The organism is Streptomyces sp. NPDC058375 (assembly GCF_042723425.1).
Classification (GTDB): domain Bacteria; phylum Actinomycetota; class Actinomycetes; order Streptomycetales; family Streptomycetaceae; genus Streptomyces; species Streptomyces durocortorensis.
Genome location: NZ_JBHXJG010000324.1, coordinates 1 through 6,787, shown reverse-complemented (window position 1 = coordinate 6,787; position 6,787 = coordinate 1). Strand labels below are relative to the sequence as shown.

The following is a 6,787-nucleotide window of genomic DNA, read 5'->3' as shown; positions in this document are numbered from 1 at the left end:
GAGCGGTTGTGCGCTCACTCAGCTGTGCGCCTGCGCGGTTGTGCGCTTCTGCTTCTGCTTCGCTTCTGCTTCTGCTTCTTCTAGCGATCAGTCGGAGGGGCGCTTCTCCGTGGCTGTCGAACCCGATCCGCCGGACTCGTGCATGTGGCGCTCGTCCGCGACCGGCGTGGTCCCGGGGCCGATCCGGATCTCGAAGTCGCCGTCGTACTTGGCGTGCCCTTCGATCACCGCCGACTCGACCGCTTCCACACCGAACTCCTGGCGCACGATCTGCGGGTCCTTGCGCAGGTCCCGCATCAGGGCCACGCACATGCCGATCATCACGATGGCGAAGGGGGCGGCCACCAGGATGGTGAGGTTTTGCAGCCCTTGGAGCGCGTTCTCCTCGCCGTCGCCGATGAGCAGCATGATCGCGGCCACGGCCCCGGTCACGACGCCCCAGAAGATGACGACCCACTTGCTCGGTTCGAGGACGCCCTTCTGCGAGAGGGTGCCCATGACGATCGAGGCGGCGTCCGCGCCGGAGACGAAGAAGATGGCGACCAGGATCATCACCAGGAGGCTCGTCACGGTGGCGATCGGGAACTCCTGGAGGACGCCGAACAGCTGCGCCTCCGGGGTTTCGGCGCCGGTGAGCTTCCCGGCCTCGTCCAGCTTCATGGCCGAGCCGCCGAAGACGGCGAACCAGATCAGGCTGACGGTGCTCGGCACCAGGATGACGCCGCCGACGAACTGACGGATCGTCCGGCCGCGGCTGATCCTGGCGATGAACATGCCGACGAAGGGCGTCCAGGAGATCCACCAGGCCCAGTAGAAGACCGTCCAGCTGCCGAGCCAGTCGGCCACGTCACCGCCGCCGGTCGCCTCGGTGCGGCCGACGAGCTGCCCCAGGTCGCTGATGTACGCGCCGAGGGAGGTGGGCACCAGGTCGAGCACGAAGATCGTGGGGCCGGCGATGAAGACGAACACGATGAGCAGCAGAGCCAGCACCATATTGATGTTGGACAGCCACTGGATGCCCTTCTCGACGCCGGAGACGGCGGAGGCGACGAAGGCGACGGTCAGCACCGCGATGACGGTGACGAGAAGTCCGGTGCCGGCCTTCTCCAGCCAGTCCAGCTCCTGGATGCCGCTGCCGATCTGGAGCGCGCCGAGGCCCAGGGAGGCCGCCGAGCCGAACAGCGTGGCGAAGATGGCCAGGATGTCGATGACGCGGCCGACGCCGCCGTACGCGTGGCGCTTGCCGATCAGGGGCTCGAAGACCGCGCTGATCGTCTGCCGCCTGCGCATCCGGTAGGCGCTGTAGGCGATGGCGAGCCCGACCACCGCGTAGATGGCCCAGGGATGCAGCGTCCAGTGGAAGAGCGTGGTCGCCATCGCCGTCTGCATGGCCTCGGCCGAGTCGGCCGGGTCGGTGCCCGGCGGTGGGGTCCGGAAGTGGGCGAGGGGCTCGCTCACACCCCAGAACATCAGCCCGATGCCCATGCCGGCGCTGAACATCATCGCGATCCAGGAGATGGTCCGGAACTCCGGCTGCTCTCCCTCCTGGCCGAGGCAGATCTTGCCGTACCGGCTGATGGCCAGCCACAGGGCGAAGATGACGAAGGCCGACGCGGCCAGCATGAAGGCCCAGCCGCCGTTGTGGATCAGCCCGGTGAGCAGCTTGCTGGAGACGGTCTCCAGGGAGCCGGTGGCGGTCGCACCCCAAACGACGAAGGCGAGGGTGAGAACCGCCGTGACACCGAAGACCACCCGGTCAGTGGTCGGAGTCCTGGTACTGAGCGGTTCGGGGGGAAGGTCTGCCGTGACCGCCAGCCCTTCCCGCCCGTCCGTCGTCTGGTCGTCCTGGGACACAAATGGCACCTTTCACCGAGTCTGAAAATCGCTCCCTGTAGGCAGTACCACACCTGCCCATGATCTCGAAGGATCAACAAGGCATATCGGCTTGACCGTTTGCGATTCGATATGTCGCCCGTTGATCGAGCAAGAGGGGAATCAGGTTCCGGGCGGACTGACGAAGGGGCACATATGCGCCACCTCCGTCCGGTCGGGACCGTACCCCGTGCAGGGCCAGCTCGTCCTTCACCGCCGTGTACTGGGCGGCGTCCAGCCGGTAGCCGCACGGCGGGTCGACCAGGACCTCGGACGGCTCGGCCGGGTCGTTGTCGGCGCCTCCCAGATAGACGGGCCCCCGGTCGGCCAGGCCGGTCAGGCGGGAGAGGGCGGTGGCGGCGCGGAGCCGGGCGCGCTGCTCGTCGGTGAAGTCGAAGAGACCGCCGAGCGCGGTGATCTGGGAGTCGACCCGGCGCCGGTGGTTGAGCGCCGGGTCGGCCTTCTCCGCGTCGCTCAGCGCGTCGACCCGGGACTCGATGAGCAGGCCGACGGCGTGCTTGAGGCCGGAGGCGTTGCGCAGGATGCGTTCCTGGCCGTCGCCGGCGACCTGCTTGATCGGCTCTCCGGTGGCCGGGTCGGTCCAGATGCCGTAGTGCCCGCTGCTGTAGCCGCCCGCCGTCGCGGCGGGGCGGACATAGCGCTCGGAGAGGGCGCGGGAGGCATCGTGGACCCCGTCATGGACGTTCAGGTTCCGCGGCCAGAGGGCGAACAGGTCCTTGTCGTAGTACGGCGGGGTCGCGCCGTACTCGTGCAAGTCGTAGATCACCTGCGGTCGTTCGTCGCGCACCACGGCGGCGACGGCCCGGGCCTCGGCGGTCTCCAGGGCGATGTGGTCGCGGTTGACGTCGACCCCGTCGGCGTTGCCGCGGGTGTCGGCGGCGCGGCCGTCGGGGTTGGCCGTGGGCAGCACCAGCAGGGTCGTACGGGCCAGGAACGCGCGGGTCGCACGGTCCTCGGCGAACGCGAGGTCGCGGATCGTGGTCAGACAGGCCTCGCGCCCGGCGGGTTCGTCCCCGTGCTGACTGCAGATCAGCAGTACGGTCGTGGCGCCGGGGCGCTCCTGGCCGACGCGAACGAGCCTCAGGGGACGGCCCTGGCCGGTCGTGCCGACGCGGTCCACGGAGACCCGGTCGCTTCCCCGGTCCACCGCGTCGAGGAAGTCCCGCTCCTCCCCCTCGCCGGTCCAGCGGATCCCTTCGCTCGTCTCGAACCCGGTGCGGGGCGGGCGGTGCGCGGCCTCGGCGGGTGCGATGGCGAACGGGAGGGCCAGCGCGGCGAGCGTCGCCGCCACGGCCGTCCGGCGCATCGCCCCGGCCCCGCGGCGCGGGGGCGCGAACTCCGACCGGGCGGGACCGGCGACCGGTCCGAGCCACGGGTGCGGGCTGAGCAGGTGGAGTGCGCGAGCGACACGACGGGTCATCAACTGCTGCCTCCGGAACGGGTGGGGGCGGGCGCCGTGACGCCCGTCGGTCTGTCGGCGATGTGCGGACGTTACCCCGGTCAACTCCTGTGCAACAGGGGGTGATCACCGCTGTCCGTACGTTCGGGCGCTCTTCCGTCCGTGACGACGCAATGGCGATCGTGTGACAGAAGCACCCGGAAGGCCCCGTCGCGCTCGGACGGCTGCATAGCCTCGTGACGACCGGTCGGAAGATCATCCATCCCGACTTCTCGAGCTTGTCGTGCACCGCAGATTCATCGTCCCCAGCGCGCTGGCGGCCACCCGCCTGGGCGCGGACCCCGGACGGCGGGGTCTGCGCCCAGGAGCCGGAGTCGGCCGTGTGGTGATACCCGAGCAATGACCACCCGCTGGACAAGGCCACGTACGACGTGTCGGTCTCGGTGCTGGACGGCACCCAGGCGATCAGCAACGGGGTGCTCCGGTCACAGAGTTCGAAGCTCGGCTGGACCCGCTTCAACTGGCGGTCGGACAAGCCGCATGCGACCTATCTGACGACGCTCGCCGTCGGCAGGTTCGACATCACGACCGACGAGACGGCGGACGGTCTGCCGGTGCTGAACGCCTACAGCAAGGACCTCGCGGGCGGTCACGACCACCGCTGACTGGGTCACCCTCCGGGTGCGTCGGGACGGTTGAGCGTTCAGCCGTTCCGGCGCGCCTCGGCGGCCCGCGCGGCCCTGGCTCTCGGCAGGTAGCGCAGCCGCTCCGGGAGGGCGGGGACGACGACCCGCAGCACCGCGCACATCCGGCGCAGCCGCTTCTCCTGCTCGGCGCTCCACGGCAGCCCGACGGCCGCGCGGGCGTCGGGCGGCATGAGCCCGATGGTGACGAAGCGCCGGAAGCGGGCCAGGGGCGGCAGCAGCACCGGCCACAGCGCCCGCAGGAGCATCCGCAGCGGCCACGGGCCCCGGTCCGGCGGCGGTACGGGCTGGTCGACGTCGACCAGTTCACGCACCACGGTGGTCGCCTCGATCTCCTCGGCGAGCGTCTTCTCCCAGTACGGCCAGAACTCCTCGACGGACTGGGGCATGTCCCGGTCGTGGATGCCGAGGATCCGGGCGACCTGGAGCCACTCCCGGTAGAGGGCGCGCTCCTGGGCGGGGCTCATGGGCCGTATCAGATAGCGGGCCGCGTGCTGGTAGACGGGGAAGCCGGTGGCGTGCACCCAGGCGTAGTTGGCGGGCGTCAGGGCGTGGTAGGGGCGGCCCCGGGTGTCGGTGCCCTGGATGGTGCGGTGCAGCACGCGCAGCCTGCGCCCTTCCTCGGCCGCCTCCGCGCCGCCGTACACCCAGAGCTGGAGCGAGCGCAGCGAGCGCTCGCCGCGCCCCCACGGGTCCGTGCGGAAGACGGAGTGCTCGTCGACTCCGGCGCCGACGGCCGGGTGGGCGACCTGGAGGGTGAGGGCGGCGGGCAGCATCAGCAGGGCGCGGATGTCGCCGGACAGGCTCCAGAGCACTCCGCCGGGCGGAGGCGGCTCGGGGTCGCGGGCACGATCCGGTACGGGGTTCCGCGCCTTGCCGCGGTCCGGCGCCGGGTTTCGTACATTGCCGCGGTCCGGCGTCGGCTCAGGGCCGCGGGCACGGCCCGGCACGGGATTCCGCGCACCGCCGCGATCCGGTACGGGGTTCCGTGCACCGCCGCGATCCGGTACGGGGTTCCGTGCACCGCCGCGATCCGGTACGGCGTTCCGTTCACCGCCACGGCCCGGTGCGGGCTTCCGGTCGTCGTCCGCCGGGCGCTCTTTCGCGCTGTCCGCGCCACTCATCCGTGCTCCCGCGGTCTCGGCGGGCCTGCCGTGCGCTGCCCGTCCTCTCCCCTCCATGGTCCCTCGCCCCCAGGGAGAACCGTGGGGGCGGGGGTGCGGGACCGTCGTCGGTGGCCGTCAGTCGTGGTCGTACACCGTCACCGGTAGGCCGGCGGATATGAGGCGTCGCTCGATCAGCGGCTCGATCCTGGACCACTTGCCGCCCGCGAGCCCGCAGCCGATCCGGGGCATGTGGACCGACGCCCCCAGCTCGCCCGCCCGGACGGCCACCGCAGCGAGCGCCGCGTCGATCGCCTCGTACCGCACGGGCACCCCCTTGCTGCCGGTGCGCATGCCCCGTTGGCCGACCATGTTAGCCACCCAGAGATACGGCCCCACCTGCACGAACTGCGCCGCCCCCAGCGCGAAGTCGTTGCCCGCTCGCTCCCGGTGCCAGCGCCGGTAGGCGGCCTCGGGATCCGGCCAGCGGCGCGAGAGGGCCAGGACGAAGCCCTTGCCCCAGCCGCCGAGGTCGTTGCAGACGTGGACGATCAGCTTGACGCCCTTGCCCCGCGGCGCGGTGGCGTCCCCCCGTACGTAAGTGATCTCCGACATGACCTCACCGTACGGGCCGCCACTGACAACAGGTCCTGATGACCCTGGTGACCGTGCGTGGGGGGAGCCGTGGCCCGGACCGGGTCAGTCCGGCCGGGTCATGGTGTAGGTGACGATGGCATCCCGCTGGTACTCGGACTGGGCCCGGTACTGGACGTCGATCTCCGCCTGGACCACGTCGGCATCATGAGGCGTACCGGCCATCAGCAGCTCGGCCGGCCGGATCATCTGGGCCGTGCGGTGGACGGGCCCGCCGCGGTGGCGGACACTTTCACAGTGTTGGTGAGACACCGGCACTGTCCGATACGAGGTTCGACGGCGGGGAGCAGAGATGGCGACGGGGACCGACGAGCCGACGCTCACAGTGGACGAGCTGGCGGCCCGAGCCGGGGTCACCGTGCGCACCGTGCGGTTCTACAGCACCCGGGGCCTGCTGCCGCCCCCGGTCATCGGGCCCCGCCGGGTCGGGCACTACGGCCCGGACCATCTCTCCCGGCTCGCGCTGATCGAGGAGCTCCAGCAGCAGGGCATGACGCTGGCCGCGATCGAACGGTATCTGGAGCAGTTGCCGCCCGACCTGAGCGCCCACGATCTGGCGATCCATCGGGCGCTGGTCGCGTCCTGGGCTCCGGACAAGACCGAGGACTTCTCCCGGGCCGAGCTGGAGCGGCGGGCCGGGCGGGCGCTGGCGGAGGCGGATGTGGAGCGGCTGGCGGCGATGGGGGTGCTGGTCCGGCCGGCGGGGGACGGTGGGGCGTACCGGGTGGATCTGGGGCTGTTGCGGCTCGGGGTGGAGCTGCTGGACGTGCCGATCGCCCACGAGACGATCCTGGCGGCCCGGACCGTGCTGCTGGAGCACACCCGCTCGGCCGCCCAGGAGATGACCCGGCTGTTCCGGGACGAGGTGTGGAACCCCTACCGGGAGCGCGAGGGCGACCCGGAGCATGTGGCGGCGATGAAGTCGCTCTCCGCCGACATGCAACCGATCGTGGTGCAGGCGCTGGTGACGGCGTTCCAGCGGTCGCTGAAGGAGGAGCTGCGGGCCGCGTTCACCGCCGAGTGAGGGTGAACGC

Annotated in this window: 6 protein-coding genes and 1 pseudogene; 2 read left to right on the top strand and 5 right to left on the bottom strand. The window is 71.0% G+C overall.

The window, feature by feature from the left end; all coding sequences use genetic code 11:
• Positions 1–87 precede the first annotated feature (87 nt).
• Together ACFWM7_RS32200 and ACFWM7_RS32195 are read right to left on the bottom strand one after the other, a co-directional pair.
• Complete coding sequence (locus ACFWM7_RS32200) at positions 88–1,854, bottom strand: BCCT family transporter (protein WP_383267469.1); 1,767 nt, start codon at positions 1,852–1,854, stop codon at positions 88–90.
• Positions 1,855–1,927: 73 nt separating this feature from the next.
• Positions 1,928–3,313, bottom strand: a complete 1,386-nt coding sequence (locus tag ACFWM7_RS32195; protein WP_383267466.1) for a M14 family metallocarboxypeptidase — start codon at positions 3,311–3,313, stop codon at positions 1,928–1,930.
• Between the two features lie 305 nt (positions 3,314–3,618).
• On the opposite strand from ACFWM7_RS32195, the pseudogene ACFWM7_RS32190 reads away from it, so the two are divergent.
• Positions 3,619–3,933: pseudogene (locus ACFWM7_RS32190) on the top strand (M1 family peptidase); the annotation flags it as partial.
• A gap of 62 nt (positions 3,934–3,995) precedes the next feature.
• Here ACFWM7_RS32190 and ACFWM7_RS32185 read toward each other — a convergent pair.
• The 3 genes from ACFWM7_RS32185 to ACFWM7_RS32175 form a co-directional block, all read right to left on the bottom strand.
• Positions 3,996–4,811, bottom strand: a complete 816-nt coding sequence (locus tag ACFWM7_RS32185) for an oxygenase MpaB family protein (RefSeq protein WP_383267463.1) — start codon at positions 4,809–4,811, stop codon at positions 3,996–3,998.
• Positions 4,812–5,237: 426 nt separating this feature from the next.
• Positions 5,238–5,714: an Appr-1-p processing protein gene (locus ACFWM7_RS32180; protein ID WP_383267460.1), complete on the bottom strand. Its 477-nt coding sequence runs from the start codon at positions 5,712–5,714 to the stop codon at positions 5,238–5,240.
• Positions 5,715–5,798: 84 nt separating this feature from the next.
• Positions 5,799–5,942, bottom strand: a complete 144-nt coding sequence (locus tag ACFWM7_RS32175; protein ID WP_383267457.1) for a hypothetical protein — start codon at positions 5,940–5,942, stop codon at positions 5,799–5,801.
• A 103-nt stretch (positions 5,943–6,045) separates the two neighbouring features.
• Between ACFWM7_RS32175 and ACFWM7_RS32170 the strand changes: the two genes are divergently transcribed.
• Positions 6,046–6,777, top strand: a complete 732-nt coding sequence (locus ACFWM7_RS32170) for a MerR family transcriptional regulator (RefSeq protein WP_383267454.1) — start codon at positions 6,046–6,048, stop codon at positions 6,775–6,777.
• The last annotated feature ends 10 nt before the right edge of the window (positions 6,778–6,787 follow it).